The sequence below is a fragment of the Ramlibacter albus genome (genome assembly GCF_014297445.1).
GTDB lineage: Bacteria > Pseudomonadota > Gammaproteobacteria > Burkholderiales > Burkholderiaceae_C > Ramlibacter > Ramlibacter albus.
In genome coordinates this window covers 1-16,109 of record NZ_JACORU010000018.1, presented here as the reverse complement: position 1 = coordinate 16,109, position 16,109 = coordinate 1, and the positions used below count along the sequence as shown (strand labels likewise).

The 16,109-nt window shown below is 66.9% G+C and carries 20 protein-coding genes, 1 tRNA gene and 1 pseudogene; 19 read left to right on the top strand and 3 right to left on the bottom strand.

All coding sequences use genetic code 11. The features are described 5' to 3' along the window. The first annotated feature begins 17 nt into the window (after positions 1-17). From H8R02_RS28695 to serS, 17 genes and pseudogenes are all read left to right on the top strand, one after another. Positions 18-1,856: an ABCB family ABC transporter ATP-binding protein/permease gene (locus H8R02_RS28695; protein WP_187085256.1), complete on the top strand. Its 1,839-nt coding sequence runs from the start codon at positions 18-20 to the stop codon at positions 1,854-1,856. Between the two features lie 13 nt (positions 1,857-1,869). After that, positions 1,870-2,334 (top strand): hypothetical protein, encoded by a 465-nt coding sequence (locus H8R02_RS28690; protein ID WP_187085254.1) that lies wholly within the window; start codon positions 1,870-1,872, stop codon positions 2,332-2,334. 71 nt (positions 2,335-2,405) lie between these two features. Further along, positions 2,406-3,374 (top strand): Bug family tripartite tricarboxylate transporter substrate binding protein, encoded by a 969-nt coding sequence (locus H8R02_RS28685; protein ID WP_187085252.1) that lies wholly within the window; start codon positions 2,406-2,408, stop codon positions 3,372-3,374. Continuing rightward, positions 3,375-4,574, top strand: a complete 1,200-nt coding sequence (locus H8R02_RS28680; RefSeq protein WP_187085250.1) for a pyridoxal phosphate-dependent aminotransferase — start codon at positions 3,375-3,377, stop codon at positions 4,572-4,574. Positions 4,575-4,578: 4 nt separating this feature from the next. Next, the gene (locus tag H8R02_RS28675; protein WP_187085248.1) at positions 4,579-5,076 is read left to right on the top strand and encodes a GFA family protein; all 498 of its coding nucleotides are present in this window, start codon (positions 4,579-4,581) and stop codon (positions 5,074-5,076) included. Then, entirely contained in the window at positions 5,073-5,615 is a 543-nt protein-coding gene (locus H8R02_RS28670) for a cysteine hydrolase family protein (protein WP_187085246.1), read from the top strand. The genes H8R02_RS28675 and H8R02_RS28670 overlap by 4 nt, the downstream gene beginning before the upstream one ends. Before the next feature lie 28 nt (positions 5,616-5,643). Further along, positions 5,644-5,820: pseudogene (locus tag H8R02_RS28665) on the top strand (DUF2784 family protein); the annotation flags it as partial. 15 nt (positions 5,821-5,835) lie between these two features. After that, positions 5,836-6,054 carry a DUF7661 family protein gene (locus H8R02_RS28660; RefSeq protein WP_187085244.1) on the top strand — a complete coding sequence of 73 codons (219 nt, stop codon included), beginning with the start codon at positions 5,836-5,838 and terminating at the stop codon, positions 6,052-6,054. Positions 6,055-6,063: 9 nt separating this feature from the next. Next, the gene (locus H8R02_RS28655) at positions 6,064-6,456 is read left to right on the top strand and encodes a hypothetical protein (RefSeq protein ID WP_187085242.1); all 393 of its coding nucleotides are present in this window, start codon (positions 6,064-6,066) and stop codon (positions 6,454-6,456) included. 8 nt (positions 6,457-6,464) lie between these two features. Continuing rightward, positions 6,465-7,235: a VOC family protein gene (locus tag H8R02_RS28650; protein WP_187085240.1), complete on the top strand. Its 771-nt coding sequence runs from the start codon at positions 6,465-6,467 to the stop codon at positions 7,233-7,235. 44 nt (positions 7,236-7,279) lie between these two features. After that, positions 7,280-7,465 carry a type II toxin-antitoxin system HicA family toxin gene (locus H8R02_RS28645; protein WP_187085239.1) on the top strand — a complete coding sequence of 62 codons (186 nt, stop codon included), beginning with the start codon at positions 7,280-7,282 and terminating at the stop codon, positions 7,463-7,465. Between the two features lie 14 nt (positions 7,466-7,479). Then, positions 7,480-7,896, top strand: a complete 417-nt coding sequence (locus H8R02_RS28640) for a type II toxin-antitoxin system HicB family antitoxin (protein WP_187085237.1) — start codon at positions 7,480-7,482, stop codon at positions 7,894-7,896. Beyond that, positions 7,897-8,322, top strand: coding sequence for a VOC family protein (locus H8R02_RS28635; RefSeq protein WP_187085235.1), 426 nt, complete (start codon positions 7,897-7,899; stop codon positions 8,320-8,322). Next, entirely contained in the window at positions 8,319-8,726 is a 408-nt protein-coding gene (locus H8R02_RS28630) for a hypothetical protein (protein ID WP_187085234.1), read from the top strand. The genes H8R02_RS28635 and H8R02_RS28630 overlap by 4 nt, the downstream gene beginning before the upstream one ends. A 4-nt stretch (positions 8,727-8,730) precedes the next feature. Next, on the top strand, positions 8,731-9,123 hold the full coding sequence (locus H8R02_RS28625) for a VOC family protein (RefSeq protein WP_187085231.1): 393 nt from the start codon (positions 8,731-8,733) through the stop codon (positions 9,121-9,123). Continuing rightward, positions 9,120-10,199, top strand: a complete 1,080-nt coding sequence (locus H8R02_RS28620) for a hypothetical protein (protein ID WP_187085229.1) — start codon at positions 9,120-9,122, stop codon at positions 10,197-10,199. The genes H8R02_RS28625 and H8R02_RS28620 overlap by 4 nt, the downstream gene beginning before the upstream one ends. Before the next feature lie 11 nt (positions 10,200-10,210). Continuing rightward, a complete protein-coding gene (serS, locus tag H8R02_RS28615) occupies positions 10,211-11,518 on the top strand; it encodes a serine--tRNA ligase (RefSeq protein ID WP_187085227.1) in 1,308 nt (435 codons plus the stop codon). On the opposite strand, the gene H8R02_RS28610 is transcribed toward serS, so the two are convergent. Further along, complete coding sequence (locus H8R02_RS28610) at positions 11,515-12,408, bottom strand: LysR substrate-binding domain-containing protein (RefSeq protein ID WP_187085225.1); 894 nt, start codon at positions 12,406-12,408, stop codon at positions 11,515-11,517. The two genes, serS and H8R02_RS28610, sit on opposite strands and share 4 nt — an antisense overlap. A 111-nt stretch (positions 12,409-12,519) precedes the next feature. Between H8R02_RS28610 and H8R02_RS28605 the strand changes: the two genes are divergently transcribed. Together H8R02_RS28605 and H8R02_RS28600 are read left to right on the top strand one after the other, a co-directional pair. After that, on the top strand, positions 12,520-13,485 hold the full coding sequence (locus H8R02_RS28605; RefSeq protein WP_187085223.1) for a Bug family tripartite tricarboxylate transporter substrate binding protein: 966 nt from the start codon (positions 12,520-12,522) through the stop codon (positions 13,483-13,485). Positions 13,486-13,527: 42 nt separating this feature from the next. Continuing rightward, positions 13,528-13,618: transfer RNA gene (locus H8R02_RS28600), tRNA-Ser, on the top strand. 766 nt (positions 13,619-14,384) lie between these two features. Here the strand turns inward: H8R02_RS28600 and H8R02_RS28595 are convergent. Both H8R02_RS28595 and H8R02_RS28590 read right to left on the bottom strand, forming a co-directional pair. Beyond that, entirely contained in the window at positions 14,385-14,870 is a 486-nt protein-coding gene (locus H8R02_RS28595; protein ID WP_187085221.1) for a hypothetical protein, read from the bottom strand. Beyond that, positions 14,863-16,109 (bottom strand): virulence-associated E family protein (locus tag H8R02_RS28590; RefSeq protein WP_222622686.1); only part of this gene is annotated, 1,247 nt, incomplete at its 5' end. The genes H8R02_RS28590 and H8R02_RS28595, both read right to left, overlap by 8 nt.

Below are 16,109 nucleotides of genomic sequence, written 5' to 3'. Positions count from 1 at the left end.
CCCACGGATTCTCCCCCATGCGCCGCGGCGGCGACCCATCACCTCCAGCACCCCTGCACACCGGCCCCCGGTCCGACTGGGCGACGCTCAAGCGCCTGTTCCCCTACCTGTGGCAATACAAGTGGCGCGTCGTGGCCGCGCTCGCCTTCATGGTGGGCGCCAAGCTGGCCAACGTGGGCGTGCCGCTGCTGCTCAAGGAGCTGGTGGACGCGATGGACGTCAAGGCCGGCACGGCCATGGCCATGATGGTGGTGCCGGCCGGTCTGTTGCTGGCCTACGGCCTGCTGCGGTTGTCGACGACCCTCTTCACCGAGCTGCGCGAGCTGGTCTTCGCCAAGGCCACGCAGGGCGCGGCGCGCGCCATCGCGCTGGAGACCTTCAAGCACCTGCATGCGCTGAGCCTGCGCTTCCACCTGGAGCGGCAGACCGGCGGCATGACGCGCGACATCGAGCGCGGCGTGCGCGGCATCGAGTCGCTGATTTCATATTCGCTCTACAGCATCGTTCCCACGATCATCGAGGTGACGCTGGTGCTCACGATCCTGGCGGTGAAGTTCGACGCGTGGTTCGCGTGGATCACCATCGGCGCGCTCGTCATCTACGTCACGTACACGGTGAGCGTGACCGAGTGGCGCACGAAGTTCCGCCGCGAGGCCAACGAATTCGATTCGGCCGCGCACACCAAGGCCATCGACTCGCTGCTGAATTACGAGACGGTCAAGTACTTCAACAACGAGGGCTCCGAGGCGCGACGTTACGACGAGAGCCTGGAGCGGCTGCGCCGCGCGCGCCTGAAGAGCCAGACCACGCTGTCGCTGCTGAACACGGGGCAGCAGCTTGTGATCGCCATCGGCCTGGTCGCCATGCTGTGGCGCGCCACGCAGGGCGTGATCGACGGGCGCATGACGCTGGGCGACCTTGTGATGGTCAACGCCTTCATGATCCAGCTGTACATCCCGCTGAACTTCCTCGGCGTGCTGTACCGCGAGATCAAGCAGAGCCTCACGGACCTGGACAAGATGTTCACGCTGATGGAGAAGGAGCGCGAGGTGGCGGACAAGCCCGACGCGCAGCCGCTGCCGGTGGCGGACTCGACGGTGCGCTTCGAGCATGTGAATTTCGCTTACGAGGCCGCGCGGCCGATCCTGCACGACGTGACCTTCGAGATCCCCGCCGGCAAGACGGTGGCGGTGGTGGGCCCGTCGGGCAGCGGCAAGTCCACGCTGGCGCGGCTGCTGTACCGCTTCTACGACGTGCAGCAAGGGCACGTCACCATCGGCGGCCACGACATCCGCGACGTGACGCAGGCAAGCGTGCGGCAGGCCATCGGCATCGTGCCGCAGGACACGGTGCTGTTCAACGACACCGTCGAATACAACATCGCGTACGGCCGACCCGGCTGCACGCACGACGAAGTGGTTGACGCCGCGCGTGCGGCCCGCATCCACGACTTCATCATGAGCACGCCGCGCGGTTACCAGACGATGGTGGGTGAGCGGGGCTTGAAGCTCTCCGGCGGCGAGAAGCAGCGCGTGGCGATTGCTCGCACGCTGCTCAAGGACCCGCCCATCCTGATCTTCGACGAGGCCACGAGCGCGCTGGACAGCGCCAACGAGCGCGCGATCCAGGCGGAGCTCAAGAGCGTGGCCGAGCACAAGACGACCCTCGTGATCGCGCATCGCTTGTCCACCGTGGTGGATGCGCACGAGATCCTCGTGATGGAACTGGGCCGCATCATCGAGCGCGGCACGCACCAGCAGCTGCTGGCGCGTGGCGGGCGCTATGCGGACATGTGGGCGTTGCAGCAGAGCGCCGAGGGCGAACTGCGCGCGGACGCCGCGGTGATGGCAAAGTAGGCAAGGAGGACCGATGAACCCAGGATTGACCCGCGTACTTTCTCCCCTCGTTTTCTGCGCTGCCCTGGTGGCGGGCTGCGGCGGAGGTGGGCCCGATGCCGAGCCGGTCGCCTCGACCGATGCCGTCTCGCGCATCAACGGCGCCTACGCGCCTGCGACCTACGTGTTCCGCAACCAGGGGGAGCTTTCCGCCGCCTGGTCGCCGGCGCCGCAGCTGGGGCAAACCACGACCGACTCGCCCACGTACGACTTCAGCACTTCGATGATCGTCGGCGTTTCGCTCGGCACCGGCATCCGCTGCTACATCCCCACCATCACGAAGGTCGTGCGCTCCGGCAACACGATGACGGTGTCGTGGAAATCGGGCGCGCCGAATGGCCCGACGACGCTGGCCTGCCTGCACTCGTGGCCGCTGAATGCATTCGTGTCGGTGCCGCAGCACTCGGGCACGGTGGAGTTCGTGCGCGTCGACTCCTAGGGCAACCCCGCTGCCGCGCGGGCGGGGGTGCGCGGATACTGGCCCGCGCATCAGCACCAGGAGATCCCAAGATGTACCCCCGACTCCTCGCCGCGCTCGGCATCGCCCTCTTTGCCGCCGCGCTCCCCGCCCACTCGCAGACGTGGCCCTCGAAGGGGTTGCGCATCGTCGTCCCGTTCGCGCCCGGCGGCTCGACGGACATCTTCGCGCGGCTGGTCGGCGACCGCCTCGCCACCGCGCTCGGCCAACCCGTCGTCATCGACAACCGCCCCGGCGCGGGCGGCAACATCGGTGCCGACGCCGTCGCGAAGTCCCCGCCCGACGGCTACACGCTGCTCATGGCCACCACCGGCGTGATGGCGATCAACGACTCGATGTACAAGAACCTGAGCTACGACCCGGCGAAAGACCTGAAGCCCGTGATCTACATCGCATCGATCACCAACGTGCTGGTCGTGCCCACCGACTCGCCGTTCAAGAGCGTGGCGGACGTCGTGGCAGCCGCGAAGGCGGCGCCCGCCAAGGTATCGTTCGCATCGTCGGGCTCCGGCTCGTCGACGCACATGTCGGCCGAGCTGTTCCGCCTGATGACTGGCACCGAGCTGCTGCACATCCCGTACAAGGGCAGCGGGCAGGCCATGCCGGACGTGATCTCGGGACGCGTGTCGATGATGTTCGAGAACATGCCGGGCGCCGTCGGCCACATCAAGGGTGGCAAGCTGCGTGTGCTGGCCGTCACCGGCACCCAGCGCACGCCCGCACTGCCCGACGTGAAGACGGTGGCCGAGTCCGGCGTGCCCGGTTACGAGTCGCTCTCCTGGAGCGGCATCGCGGCGCCTGCCGGCACGCCGCCCGAAGTGGTGGCGCGTCTCAACCGCGAGATCAACACGATCCTCGCGACGCCCGAGATGAAGCAGAAGCTCGCTGAGCAGGGCGCCGAGGCGGTGGGCGGCACGCCCGAAGCCTTCGCGGAGCACATCGCCAGGGAGCGGGCGAAGTGGTCCAAGGTCGTCCGCGAAGCCAACATCGTGGTGAACTAGGTGGCGTTCCTTTCCGCACGCGTCGAGCGGGCCCGCATCTCGGCATCCGCGGCGTCCGCGCAGCGCACGCGCGAGCTGCGTGCGGCGGGCGTGGACATCATCGGCCTATCGCAGGGCGAACCGGATTTCGCGACGCCGGACCACGTCATCGAAGCCGCTCACCGCGCGATGCGTGACGGGCAGACGCGCTATACGCCCGTGGACGGCACGCCGGAGCTGAAGGAGGCGATCGTCGCCAAGTTCCGGCGCGAGAACGGGCTCGCGTTCAAGCCGGAGAACATCTCCGCCAGCGCGGGCGGCAAGCAGGTGCTGTACAACGCGCTGATGGCCACCGTCGACGCAGGCGACGAAGTGATCATCCCCGCGCCTTCGTGGGTCGCGTACGCGATCATGACCGAGTTCGCCGAGGGCGTGCCCGTGTGGGTGCGCACCGGGCCCGCCAACGGGTTCAAGGTAACGCCCGCGCAGCTGCAAGAGGCGATCACGCCGCGCACGAAATGGCTGATGCTCAATTCACCCTCCAACCCGACGGGCGCGGTGTACACGGGCGATGAGCTGCGCGAACTCGCGGGCGTGCTGGAGCGGCATCCACACGTGTGGATCCTGGCGGACGACATGTACGAGCACATCGTGTTCGACGGGCGCCCGTTCGTTTCCTTCGCACAGGCTGCGCCGCAACTCGCGGACCGCACGCTCATCGTCAATGGCGCGTCCAAGACGTATGCGATGACGGGCTGGCGTCTCGGCTACGGCGCGGGACCCGCCAACCTCGTTCGCGCGATGGCGCGCATGCAGGCGCAGTGCTCCTTGAATCCTTCGTCCATCAGCCAGGCCGCGGCCGTTGCCGCACTCAACGGGCCACAGGACATCGTTGCGCAGCGCTGCACCGAGTTCCAGCTGCGGCGCGACAAGGTGTTGCCGTTGCTCGAAGCAATCCCCGGCCTCTCTTGCACCCGGCCCGATGGCGCGTTCTACATCTACATCTCCTGCGCCGGCTGGATCGGGCGGCGCACGCCGAACGGGCAGGAGCTGAAGACCGATGTGGACGTCGGCGCGTACCTGCTCGAATCCGGCGTGGCCGTGCCGGAGGGCACGGGCTATGGGTTGTCGCCGTATTTCCGCGTCTCGTTCGCCACGTCGCTGGACAAGCTGGTGGAGGCGTGCCGCCGCATCGATGGTGCTGCGCGAAAGCTGGAGTGACCGCATGAAACTCAAGGGCTCGTGCCATTGCGCCAAGGTCAAGTTCACCCTCGACTCGGATGAACCGGTGCCGTTCATGCGCTGCTACTGCACGGTCTGCCGCAAGACGGCCGGTACTGGCGGCTATGCCATCAACCTTGGCGGCGTCGCGCGCAGCATGAAGGTCATGGGCAAGAAGTTCCTGGGCATCTATCGCGCGCGCTTGCCGAAAGAAGGAGGCAAGGGCACGCATCTCAGCCCGGCTCGCCGCTACTTCTGCACGGGTTGCGGCAGCGCGTTGTGGGTGTGGGACCCGCGGTGGCCCGAGCTCGTGCACCCGCACGCCGGCGCGATCGACACCCCGCTGCCGGTCCCGCTGGAGAACGTGCACTGCCTCGTCGGCTCCAAGGCGCCTTGGGTCAAGGTGGAAGGCAATCCGGGCGACCCGCGCTTCGACCACTACCCGAGCATGTCGCTCGCGCAGTGGCACGAGGACCATGGTTTTGGAAAGGACTCGCGATGACGAATGCGGTTCTTCTGGTGGTCGATGTCCAGGTCGGCGTGGTCGCAACCGCGTGGGAGCGCGACCGTGTCGTGAACAACGTGGCGCTGGCTGTGCGCCGCGCGCGCGAAGCCGGCGTGCCGGTCATCTGGGTGCAGCACGAGGACGACGATCTCAGGCGCGGCTCTCCCGAATGGGAGTGGGTGCCCGAACTGCAGCCGGCACCCGGGGAAGCGCGGATCTACAAACAGCACAACTCCGCTTTCGAAGACACCGAGCTGCCCGCGTTGCTGGAGAAGCTCGACGTGGCCCGGATCTTCCTTGCCGGCGCGGCAACGAACTGGTGCATCCGCGCCACGGCCTACGGTGCGCTGGAGAGAGGCTTCGACCTCACGCTGGTCAGCGACGCCCACACCACGCGAGACCTCGACCTCGGCAAGGGACGGGTGCTGGAGGCGCGATCGTTCGTCGACGACCTGAACACGGCGATGAAGTGGCTCTCCTACCCGGGCCGCGTGAACTCCGTCGCGACTGCTGCTGAAGCGGCGTTTCGCGCGTAGCCGTGTCCGATGCTAGAACCACTTCCGCGCCCTGGGTGGCGTTGGTGGCTACAGCGAAAGCTTTGTCGAGCGCTACCTGTTGCCCATAATCTACCCACCCGGCCTGACGCGCGATGTGCAGTTGATCCTGGCGGCCGTTGTCATCACCCTCAATGCAGCGATCTATGGCTATCTCCTCCTGCGCCACAAGCGCCGCGGCCGCTGACCCGGCAGGGCGCCGATGAACACGCTGCGTTTCAACGTGTTCGGCCGCATCTACGCCATCCAGCGCGAAGGCACGCAGTGGCAGGCCTACGCGATCGGCGCGGACGGCAAGCGCAGCCCGGCCGGCTTCGTCGTGCCGGACTTCATCGAGGAAGGCGAGATCGAGCAGTTCCTGTTCGACCTGTTCCACGAGAGTGCAACGCCGGGCAATGGCGACGTGCGACGGATCGCGTGACCCTGCCGCATGGCTGAATTCCTCATCGAACTCCTGCTGGAATTCTTCGGCGAGTTCCTTCTTGGCGCGGTGATCGAACTCCTTGCAGAGGTCGGCCTTCATGCTTTCAAGCGGCCCTTCCAGGAGAAGCCCAGCCGCCTCTTCGCCTGGATCGGCTACATCGTGCTCGGGGCGGCCGCAGGGGGCTTGAGCCTGCTCGTGTTCCCCGAGCTGTTCATGCGCACGCATGCGGGCCGCATCGGCTACCTGCTGCTGGCGCCTGTCGCAGTGGGCCTGACGATGTGCCTGGTGGGGGCGCTGCGCGAGCGCAAGCGCCAGGAACTGATACGGCTCGACAAGTTCGGCTACGGCTACCTGTTCGCGCTGTCGCTCGCGGCCGTGCGTTTCGCGTTCGGGCAATGAGGGCATCGATGGCACCGCTTCACCACATCTCGCTCGGCGTGGCCGACCTCGACCGCGCCGGACGCTTCTACGACGCTGCGCTCGCGCCGCTGGGATTCGTGCGCGTGTGGACCGTGGCCACGGGCGTCGGGTACGGCCCACCGGGCGGTGGCGACAAGCTGGCGCTGAAGCTGCGCCCCGGGCGAACACCTCATTCGGATGACGGTTTCCATGCGGCGTTCGCCGCGCCGTCCCGCGAAGCTGTCGTGAACTTCCACGCCGCGGCACTTGCGCATGGCGGCCGCGACAACGGCGAGCCCCGGTTGCGCGAGCACTACGGCCCGCATTACTTCGCCGCGTTCGTCTTCGACCCCGACGGGCACGCCATCGAGGCGGTGCTCAACACGGCACCACAGCAGGACCTGTGCACGACGCTGGCCGCGCTCGAGGCGCAAATCCACCACCCCGGCCAACTGTGCACGGTCGCACGGCTGGAAGAAGTGTTGCATCCCGACTTCCACGAGATCGGCCGCTCCGGCATCGCCTACTCGCGGCAGCATGTCCTCGAGTACCTGTCCGGCCGGGCATCTATCCATGAAGTGCGCGCCATCAACCACAAGGTCGAGCTCGTCTGCGACTCGGTCGCGCTGCTGCACTTCGACACCGACGAATCCGGGCCGGACGGTACTCGCACGAGAGCCGCGAAGCGGTGTTCGCTCTGGCAGCGCAGCCCCGCCGGATGGCAGCTGAGGTACCACCACGCCACAGCCGTGGATGCGATCGCCTTTGCGAGGCCCTGATGTGCTGTGGAAGATAGATCGATTTTGATCTATCATGAAGCTTGATGACAGGCAAGGAGGTCATCGCGAGGCTCAAGGCGGCTGGGTGGAAGCTCGACCGCATCCATGGCAGCCACCACATCATGGTGAAGGGTGCCCAGGCCGTGCCGGTGCCAGTGCATGGCTCGCGAGACATCGGAGTCGGCCTGCTCGCGCTCATCCAGCGCCAGTCGGGTTTCAAGTTGAAGTGAAGTGAGGCATTACCGTGGAAATCCGCTACCCCGCCACCGTGGAGCAACAGGAAGACGACAGTTTTCTTGTGCAGTTTGTCGACCTTCCGGACACATTCACGGAAGGTCAGACGAGGGAAGAGGCGCTTTTCAATGCGGGGGAAGTGCTCTCGGCGATGCTGGCCTGGCGCCTTGACGAGGCAAAGGACGTTCCTGCGCCGAGCCAGAAGGTGAAGGGTGCCCAGTACATCGCGCCGGATGCAAAGACACAAGCGGCGATGTTGCTGCGCCTTGCACGCGGGGAACGCAGCTTGTCGGAGCTTGCCCGCGCACTGGAGACCTCGTGGCCGGCTGTGAAACGGCTGGAGGATCCGACCCATTGGCCGTCGCTCAAGACACTCGACCGCGCTGCCGCTGCACTGGGCAAGAGGTTGGTTCTCGTGCTCGAGTAGATGAAACCGCGCATCACGCTCATCACCCTGGGTGTGTCCGACCTCGGGCGTTCGGTGGCGTTCTATCGCGACGGCTTGGGGCTCGCGACGCAGGGCATCGTCGGCAAGGAGTTCGAGAACGGCGCGGTCGCCTTCTTCGACCTCGACGGCGGCTTGCGGCTGGCACTCTGGCCACGCACCAGCCTCGCGAAAGACGCGGGCGTGGCCTTGGGCCCGCAAAGCGCCACGGAGTTCTCGCTCGCGCACAACGTGCGCACGAAAGAGCAGGTGGACGAGGTGATGGAAGAAGCGAAACGCGCCGGTGCCCGCATCGCCAAGCCTGCGCAGGACACGTTCTGGGGCGGCTACGCTGGGTACTTCCAGGACCCCGACGGCCACCTGTGGGAGGTCGCCTGGAACCCGCAGATGCTGCCGGCGGACCCGTGAGAGCGGCCGCGCTGCTGCTCGCTGCAGCGCTCTGCGCCTGCAGCGCCGAGCGCAAGCTGGAGCCGCTGCCGCCCGCCGACCGCATCGTCATCACGCAGTACGGCAAGCCCGAACCGGGCGGGGAGCTCACGGACGCGCAAGCGGTGCAACGTGCGTGGACGCTCGCCAATGCGCTGCGGCAGACGGCATGGGCCGCGGAGAAGGTGGAGCACAGCTCGTGCGGCACCGTGGTTCTGACCTTCCGCGCCCAAGGCAAGCCGGTGGGCTACCTCGCCATCGACGGCGAGCGATTTTTCACGAACGCGCCCGACGGCGAAGTGGTGCAGCCCGCCAACCCTGCCAGAATGGACGAGTTCCTCGCCCTGCTGCCGCGGTGGTACGAGCGCAGCAAGTGCGTGGGTTGACGCCATGCCCATCGAGATCGACCACCTCATCGTTCCCGCGCGCGACCGTGTCGCGTCGGCGAAGCGCCTCGCGCAGATCCTGGGCGTGCCTTGGGCCGAAACCGGTGTCGGCCCGTTCTCGCCGGTGTTCGTGAGCGACGGACTCACGCTCGACTTCGACCAGCACGACACGGGCTTTCCCGTCCTGCACTACTGCTTTCGCGTGGACGACGAAGCGTTCGACGTCATCCTCGCGCGCCTGAAGCAACTCGAGATTCCTTATCGCAGCCTGCCGCACGGCCCCGCCGACATGCAGGTGAACACGGCCTACGGCGGCCGCATGGTCTACTGGGGCGAGCCGGACGGGCACGTCTGGGAGGCGCTCACCGCCAGCTACGCACGCCAGCCGCAGCCATGAGCCTCACGTCGCGGCTCTGCGCAGTCTTGCTGGGCTTGGCGTGCCTGTGTGCGCAGGCCCAGGAGAAGGACCCGTTCGCGGCCTACGGTTGCAACCCCGGCGACCGCGACTGCCGCGTGCGCGTGATCCACGAACACCGCGCGCACAAGGCGCAGACATGGGCGGCCGACCGCGCGCGGCCCTTGATCGAGCGCGTGCGTGCCGCACCCGACGTGCTGCTCGAGTACATGCTGCTGGAGAACATCGTCCAGGGCTTCCCCGAGAAGCCGCGCGCTCCCGCCGCGGACGCCGCCTTCATGCGCGACCTTCAGGACGCCGTGCGCGAGTTGCCGCCGCAGGTGGTGCAGGCGCTCGACGCGAAGCTCTTCGGCATCTTCCTCGTCGGCGACCTCGGCGGCACGGGCTTCGCGGACATCGTGTTCAACGCCGACGGCACGCCGGCGGGCGGGCTCGTGCTGCTGGATGCCGAGCTGCTCGCGCGCCACACGGCCAACGCGTGGGCCACCTGGAAGGAGAACACGCCCTTCAAGCCCGCCCCCGCATGGCAGCTGAAGGCGCGCATCGCGGAAGACGGCGCGGACGACCGCAAGGGCGCCATCCAGTACATCCTGCTGCACGAGCTCGGCCACGTCCTGTCGATGGGCAGCGACGCGCACCCGCCGTTCTGGAAGCCGGCGCGCGAAGCGCATGCGGACCGCGCGTGGCCGTTCTTCGACCTCACGTGGACGGTGGACCGCCGCGCCAACGACTACCGCCCCTATGGCGGGCACGACTTTGCGCAGCGCCAGCGCCTCGTGTACTACCTCGGCGCGAAACTGGAAGCGTCGGAGATGAAGGCCACCTACGACGCGCTGGAGAACACGAACTTCCCGACGCTTTACGCCGCCACGCGCCCCGCCGACGACTTCGCCGAAGCCTTCGCCAAGTACGTGCACGTGCGGCTGATGAAGCGGCCGTGGGAGATCACGCTGTCGCTCGACGGCGTGCCGGTAAAGACGGTGAAGCCGTGCTGGGGCACGCCTCGATGCGCGGCGAAGGAGGCCTATCTCGAGCGCCTGCTGCGGCCCCCCGAATAAAATGGGCCCCTATGCTCGACATCAACCTGCTGCGCAAGGACCTCGACTCGGTGGTCGCGCGCCTCAACACGAGGAGGTCGCCCCAGGAGTACCTGGACGTGGCGGCCTTCCGCGCGCTCGAAGCCGAGCGCAAGACCATCCAGACCCGCACCGAAGAGCTGCAGGCGCAGCGCAACTCCCTCTCCAGGCAGATCGGCCAGCTCAAGGCCAAGGGCCAGAGCGCCGACGAGGTGATGGCGCAGGTCGCGAAGCTGAAGACCGAGCTGGAGCAATCCGCCGCGCGGCTGGACCAGATCCTGCCCGAGATGGAGAAGCTGCTGCTGGCCGTGCCCAACCTGCCGCACGAGAGCGTGCCCGTGGGCGAGGACGAAAAGGGCAACGTGGAAGTGCGCAAGTGGGGCGAGCCGCGCAAGTTCGATTTCGCGGTGAAGGACCACGTGGACATCGGCACGCCGCTGGGCCTGGACTTCGAGCTGGGCGTGAAGCTTGCCGGCGCGCGCTTCACGGTGATGAAGGGCCAGGTCGCGCGCCTGCATCGCGCGCTCGCGCAGTTCATGCTGGACGTGCAGACGCAGGAGCACGGTTATACCGAGTGCTACACGCCCTACATCGCCAACGAGGACACGCTGCGCGGCACGGGCCAGCTGCCGAAGTTCGAGGAAGACCTGTTCGCCGTGAGCAAGGGCGGGCAAAGCGGCCTGGGCGATGAGGAGAAGAAGGCGCTGTACCTCATCCCCACGAGCGAAGTGACGCTCACGAACTTCGTGCGCGGCGAGGTGGTCGCCGAGTCGCAGCTGCCGCTCAAGCTGACGGCCCACACGCCTTGCTTCCGCTCGGAGGCGGGCAGCGGCGGCAAGGACATCCGCGGCATGATCCGCCAGCACCAGTTCGACAAAGTCGAGATGGTGCGCATCACGCATCCCGACAAGAGCTACGAGGCGCTCGACGAGATGGTGACCAATGCCGAGGCCGTGCTGCGGAAGCTGGGCCTGCCGTACCGCGTGGTGCTGCTGTGCACCGGCGACATGGGCTTTGGCGCCGCGAAAACCTATGACCTCGAGGTGTGGCTGCCCGCGCAGGACACGTATCGCGAGATCAGCTCCGTGTCGAACTGCGAGGCCTTCCAGGCGCGCCGGTTGCAGGCGCGGTTCAAGAACGCGCAGGGCAAGAACGAGCTCGTCCACACGCTCAACGGTTCCGGTCTCGCCGTGGGCCGCACGCTCGTGGCCGTGCTGGAGAACTACCAGAACGCCGACGGCTCCGTGACGGTGCCCGAGGCGCTGCGGCCCTACATGGGCGGGCTCACCCAGCTGGGTTAACGCGCCGCGAGGCCGCGGCCGATCTCCAGCAGCAGCTTCGACATTGCGGCGGCCGGCGGCGTGGGCGGCGAGTCGGCCCGCATGTAGAGGCCCGTCGTCATCGAGGGCACGCGCTCCGCGATCCGGATCTCCTGCAAGGCCTTGCCGGACTGCGGCAGCGCCAGGATGCGGCGCGAGGCGATGGCCAGCATGTCCGACGTGGCGAGCAGCGCCACCAGCACGTTCAGCGACTCGCACTGGATCATCTCGCGCGCGCCCGCCAGCCCGAGGCCCGCCAGCATGCGATCGTGCACGGGGCGCGGTTCGAAGCTCACCCAATGCGCTTCCGCCAGTTGCTGCGCCGTCGCGGCGCCCGCGAGCGGGTGGCCGCGCCGCGACACGACGATCTGCTCGTTGTGGAACACGGGGCGGAACTTCAACGCGGGTTCGGCCTGGTGACCCGGCAGGCGCGGCCCCACCATCAGGTCGAGCGTCTCGTCGCGCACCAGCGGGATGAGCACGTGCGCGAAGCCCTCGATCAGCCGCACTTCCACGCGCGGGTACTGCTGGTGGAAGCGCGACACCGCGGCGGGCACCACAAGCGCCGCGGCCAGCGGCCCGAAGCCGATGGAAAGCTGGCCGGTGCGCTCGCCCGTCAGGTGCACGAGCTCCTGGCGCGCTTTCTCCAGCTCCGTATGCGCGGCGCGTGCGCGCGCGTAGAACGCGCGGCCATAGCGCGTGAGCCCCACGCCGCGCGGGCCGCGTTGCAGCAGCGGTGCGTTGAGCTCCGCCTCGAGCGCGCCGAGGCTCTTGGTCAGGCCCGGCTGCGAGACGCCGAGAGCGCGCGCGGCGGCGGAGATGCTGCCGGCATCCACGACAGCGACGAAATCGCGAACCTGGTTGAGCCGCATGACATAGCTCCCGGTTATGGCTGCAATGCCGCGTGCATCTTACGCATGGGGGCGCGATCTGCTCAACTCGGCCCGTCGGCTGCCCCTGCCGCGGCCGCGAGGAGCGAAGCGATGCGTGCCTTGTTCACCCGTTGGCTACCTGCGTTGGCCTGCACCGCGCTGTGCGCCATGGCGCTTGCGAACGATTACCCCACGCGTCCCGTGACGGCGGTGCCCGCTTTCCCGCCGGGCACGCCCAACGACTTCATCATGCGGCTGGTGGGCGAGAAGTTCGCCGCCGAATTCAAGCAGCCCCTCATCGTCGACAACAAGCCCGGCGCGGGCGGCAATGTGGCCGCCGAAGCCGTCTCGCGCGCCGCACCCGACGGCTACACCTTGCTCGCGACCGTCGACACGGTCGTCACCGCGAACCCCTCGCTGTACAAGACGAACTTCAGCGCGGACACCGACCTCGCGCCCGTGCTGTACCTCGCGAATGCGGCGCAGACGCTCGTGTGCAACCCGTCGGTGCCGGTGAAGTCCGTGGGCGACCTCGTTGCCCTGGCGCGCGCGCAGCGCATGTCGTATGCGTCGGGCGGGCACGGCGTGCCGGGGCATCTCGCCGCGGAGCTCTTTGCCGCCGCGACCGGCGTGCAGATGACGCATGTGCCGTATCGCGGGCCCGGCCCGGCGGCGCAGGACGTGATGGCCGGCGTGGTGCCATGCGGCTTCCTCGCCACCGCCGTCGTGATGCCGCACGTCAAGGCCGGCAAGCTGCAGGCGCTGGCGGTGACCTCCGCGCGCCGCTCGCCGATCGCACCCGATGTGCCCACCATGGCCGAAGCGGGCATCGCCAACTACGAAGTTTCGTTCGGCGAGGTGCTGCTGGCGCCCAAGGGCACGCCGCCGCAAGTGATCCGCCAGCTCAACACCGCGATCGGCCGCGTGCTGCAGCAGCCGGACGTGCGCGAGAAGATGCTGGCCGCGGACCTGGAGTTCGTGCCGAACACGCCGGAGCAGGCGGCGGCGCGGCTGAAGCAGGAACGGCAGCGCTGGAAGCAGGTGATCGAACGGCTGGGCCTGCGGGCGGACGGCTGACTGCGCTAGAATACCGGGCTTCGCACCACGCGAACCGAATCAGGAGCGGTGGCAGAGTGGTCGAATGCGCCGGACTCGAAATCCGGTATACGGTTTCACCGTATCGAGGGTTCGAATCCCTCCTGCTCCGCCAGAAAAACGGGTACTTTGAAAGGGGAAACCTCTAGCTCGAAGCCCCTCATTGTGCCAATTACCTCTCCGTTACCTCCGCCGACTGCGCACTGCGTTTGACGGGTACGGTTTTTATGCACCCCAAAAAGTGCGGCGCAATCCAGGTCGCTCGGGCAATGAGGTGCAGTCCCGAAATGTTCGGTCGCATCCAGTAGCGCATCTCAGAATTGTCGAAGGCTCTTGTCGAAGCGAGTCTTCTTTTCGTCGCACATCCACCGCGCGAGAGCGCGGCCGGACGCGCTGGAGCTGTTCGTGAGACCTCCGCCGACGTTTACCCCTCGGCGGTCCTGCATTGTGATGACTCCCTTCTCGCAGTCGGTGACGAGCACGAACGAGGTCCTTTCGACGCCAGCCGGCCCGCCCATCAGAATCGGAGAGGCTCGCACGTTCCCGTTATGCCTGATGTTCGCTGGGTCGTAGCAGATGTGCTGCATCGTGCCGGCTTCTTCGTGGCACGTGACGGGCCGAGCGAACGTGTGGCCGGTTGCAAGAAGAGAGACAACCACGAAGGCTGTATGTGTGCGAGTCATTGCATTCCTCCCTGATCAAGCTTTAGGGTCAGAGTGTCAGCGTACCGGCATGCCAGCGTGAAGGCAAGGGACTGTGCGCCATGGGAGATACCGTTGGACGACACGCGCCGCTTGCCACGCACCGAGCGGGGCCCCGTGGACCGCTCCCACGGCCTGTGCACCTGCAGCGCCGCTCGCACTGCGTCAGTTCGGCGGCTGTCACTCGCCATCAGTTTGCTTGCCATTGTCAGGGGCTGGCAGCGCTCGCGCGGAACGGGGCCGCACCGGCGGCTGCAGCGTGGCACTTTCACGGATCATCTTGAGCGCGGATAGGCACGCTAGCGCCGCCCTCTGCGCCTTCAGTGCTCCCGTGAGCAGCTTGTCGCTCGCATCCAGTTTCCGACTGTCACCCGCAACGTTCATGGCGTCCACAATCAATCTCCGAAACAGCGCATCGAGGATGATGTAGTGCTTCCCGAGTTCCTCGGCGGACAACTCGTCGCCGGCAGTGGCGCTCGCAACGTTCACGAGAGCCGCAAGTCTTTCCCTCTGCGCGTCCAGCGATACGCCGTTGCTGCACAGCGCCTCAGCGAACTTGATAGCGTACTCATCGGCATCCATCCACCCCTCGCGCTCAGCGAGAGCCGCTACCGTTTGCACGCCTGCCAGCCGCACTTGGGCCGGCTCTGAGAAAGCGTCAGGCATTTGCATCCACCTTTCCCGGAATGGTGACGGAGGGGTACGGACGCCCAATCCGTATGGGCTCCCTCGTTCCGACTTGTGTGCCCACACACTCCTTTGCTTGCTTCAAAGGATGCACGGGGGGGTCCGTACGTGTCCGTACGGCTCCGGCCGCTTCGCGCAGAGATGCACGGCGCTCCAAGAAGTCGCGTAGGCTGGCGCTCGTAAAGTGCCATCGCTTGCGCCCAGCGCTGTCCTTTCGACTTTCGAGCCCGAGTGTGCGAAGCAGTGAGGCTAGCCGAGATATGGCAGCGGGGTTTCCGTCCAGAGCTGCGAAGTCATTTGCCTTCTTGGCAATCTCTGTGAGGGGGAATCCCTGTAGGTCGGAGGCGTAGGTCTCCGCAAGCCCCATGAGCGCCTCGATGATTCCATCCTCCATCGGGTCCGACTCGCGTCGGTCGTTACGGCAACGCGCCCACTGTGCAAACGCCGTCGCGTCCGCGACCTGATCGATCCACCAACGTGCGCCAGCTTGAAAGAGGCGCACCGCCTCGCCCCACAGCTGTGGGGCTGCCGCTGCGAGGTTAGCCAAGTCGATCGGATTCGTCTCTGTTGCAAGCGTCCGCACCGGCCAGAACCGCCGCATCAGTGCCCCGCTCGGATCGTGCAGGTACTCGCTCCGGTTTGTTGTCGCTGCCAGAACAAAGCGGCGGGGGACAGTCACAGGCAGCGGCGCATAGGGCCGGCGCACTGTGTCCTCTTGCCGTGTAATGCTTGCCTTCAGTGCCTCTACGTCGGCGGCACGCCTGATGCCCGCAAGTTCGGCAATCTCCACGATCCACCGGCCGCCAGTCGCCTCCACGACAGACTGAGGATTACTCAGGTCGCCCACGGAGTCAGAGAACAGTCCCGGCAACACTGCATCAGCGAGCACGCGAAAAAAGCTAGATTTACCGCCGCCTCCGCTGCCCTCCAGCACTAACACCGTGTCATGTTTGCAGCCAGGCGTGAATACGCGCGCCACTGAGCCGACGAAGAACGCGCGCCCCGCCGCACTAACGTACTCGACGGAGCCGGCATCGTCTGCCATCGCGTGATCCACCAACACCCGAGCCAACCGCTCCTGTCCGTCCCACGCAGAGAAGTGGCTCCGCTTGTCTGAACAGCTTTCCCCGATTTTTAAGTGGATTCCGTGCGGGTTGCCAACGGTGCAGAGATGTCCACGGCGGCGGGCGTCGCTTGCGACGAACGCACGACGCGGTG

Bases quoted from the DNA above. Each gene is read 5' to 3' on its own strand.
- H8R02_RS28670 (WP_187085246.1), top strand. From the start codon at position 5,073: ATGACGAATGCGGTTCTTCTGGTGGTCGATGTCCAGGTCGGCGTGGTC.
- H8R02_RS28650 (WP_187085240.1), top strand. From the start codon at position 6,465: ATGGCACCGCTTCACCACATCTCGCTCGGCGTGGCCGACCTCGACCGC.
- H8R02_RS28675 (WP_187085248.1), top strand. From the start codon at position 4,579: ATGAAACTCAAGGGCTCGTGCCATTGCGCCAAGGTCAAGTTCACCCTC.
- H8R02_RS28645 (WP_187085239.1), top strand. From the start codon at position 7,280: ATGACAGGCAAGGAGGTCATCGCGAGGCTCAAGGCGGCTGGGTGGAAG.
- H8R02_RS28655 (WP_187085242.1), top strand. From the start codon at position 6,064: ATGGCTGAATTCCTCATCGAACTCCTGCTGGAATTCTTCGGCGAGTTC.
- H8R02_RS28595 (WP_187085221.1), bottom strand. From the start codon at position 14,870: ATGCCTGACGCTTTCTCAGAGCCGGCCCAAGTGCGGCTGGCAGGCGTG.
- H8R02_RS28690 (WP_187085254.1), top strand. From the start codon at position 1,870: ATGAACCCAGGATTGACCCGCGTACTTTCTCCCCTCGTTTTCTGCGCT.
- H8R02_RS28635 (WP_187085235.1), top strand. From the start codon at position 7,897: ATGAAACCGCGCATCACGCTCATCACCCTGGGTGTGTCCGACCTCGGG.
- H8R02_RS28605 (WP_187085223.1), top strand. From the start codon at position 12,520: ATGCGTGCCTTGTTCACCCGTTGGCTACCTGCGTTGGCCTGCACCGCG.
- serS (WP_187085227.1), top strand. From the start codon at position 10,211: ATGCTCGACATCAACCTGCTGCGCAAGGACCTCGACTCGGTGGTCGCG.
- H8R02_RS28695 (WP_187085256.1), top strand. From the start codon at position 18: ATGCGCCGCGGCGGCGACCCATCACCTCCAGCACCCCTGCACACCGGC.
- H8R02_RS28685 (WP_187085252.1), top strand. From the start codon at position 2,406: ATGTACCCCCGACTCCTCGCCGCGCTCGGCATCGCCCTCTTTGCCGCC.
- H8R02_RS28610 (WP_187085225.1), bottom strand. From the start codon at position 12,408: ATGCGGCTCAACCAGGTTCGCGATTTCGTCGCTGTCGTGGATGCCGGC.
- H8R02_RS28625 (WP_187085231.1), top strand. From the start codon at position 8,731: ATGCCCATCGAGATCGACCACCTCATCGTTCCCGCGCGCGACCGTGTC.
- H8R02_RS28620 (WP_187085229.1), top strand. From the start codon at position 9,120: ATGAGCCTCACGTCGCGGCTCTGCGCAGTCTTGCTGGGCTTGGCGTGC.
- H8R02_RS28660 (WP_187085244.1), top strand. From the start codon at position 5,836: ATGAACACGCTGCGTTTCAACGTGTTCGGCCGCATCTACGCCATCCAG.